Source organism: Coprococcus sp. AM100_B19A, from assembly GCF_027662015.1.
Taxonomy (GTDB): Bacteria; Bacillota; Clostridia; order Lachnospirales; family Lachnospiraceae; genus Allocoprococcus; species Allocoprococcus comes.
This window is the reverse complement of the sequence record NZ_JAQDKN010000052.1, coordinates 1-502: the sequence shown is the minus strand read 5'-3', so window position 1 is coordinate 502 and position 502 is coordinate 1. Positions and strand designations below refer to the sequence as shown.

General features: G+C 34.9%; 1 protein-coding gene. It reads left to right on the top strand.

What is annotated here, in order from left to right:
• Positions 1 to 71 precede the first annotated feature (71 nt).
• On the top strand, positions 72 to 502 hold a 431-nt coding region (locus PGQ33_RS16720; protein ID WP_270206125.1), incomplete at its 3' end, for a phospholipase D-like domain-containing protein.

Genomic DNA, 502 nt, shown 5'->3' with positions numbered 1-502 from the left:
TTGTTGAGGTTAAATTGAGATTGACTTTGTATTGTATAAGTATGAAATAAAAAGGAATCAGGTGATGTACAATGAAAAAGTATAAAATATGTAAAATCCTTCTTGTTATACTGGCAATTTTTTTATGTGTGGCTTTTTATGAATTGCTCGGAATCTGCGTTGCATATAAAAAGCAGCCGGAAGTGTCCAATACAACCAAAAAAGAAACAAAAAATGGGTCATGGAACGAATGCAGTGAAAATACAGAACGGGCAGTAATCATAGAAAAGAATCCAGAAGCGCTTTTACAAAGAGTGCGTTTGATCAAGAATGCAAAAAAGGAAATTATTCTTTCTACTTTTGCATTTCAATCCGATGAAAGTGGAAAATTGATTTTAGGAGCACTGCATGATGCGGCAGACAGGGGTGTACATATTCGTTTGTTAGTAGATGGAATGGAGAGCTGGATTGATATGGAAGGAAATCCGTATTTCTATGGATTATCTTCCCATGAGAATGTTGA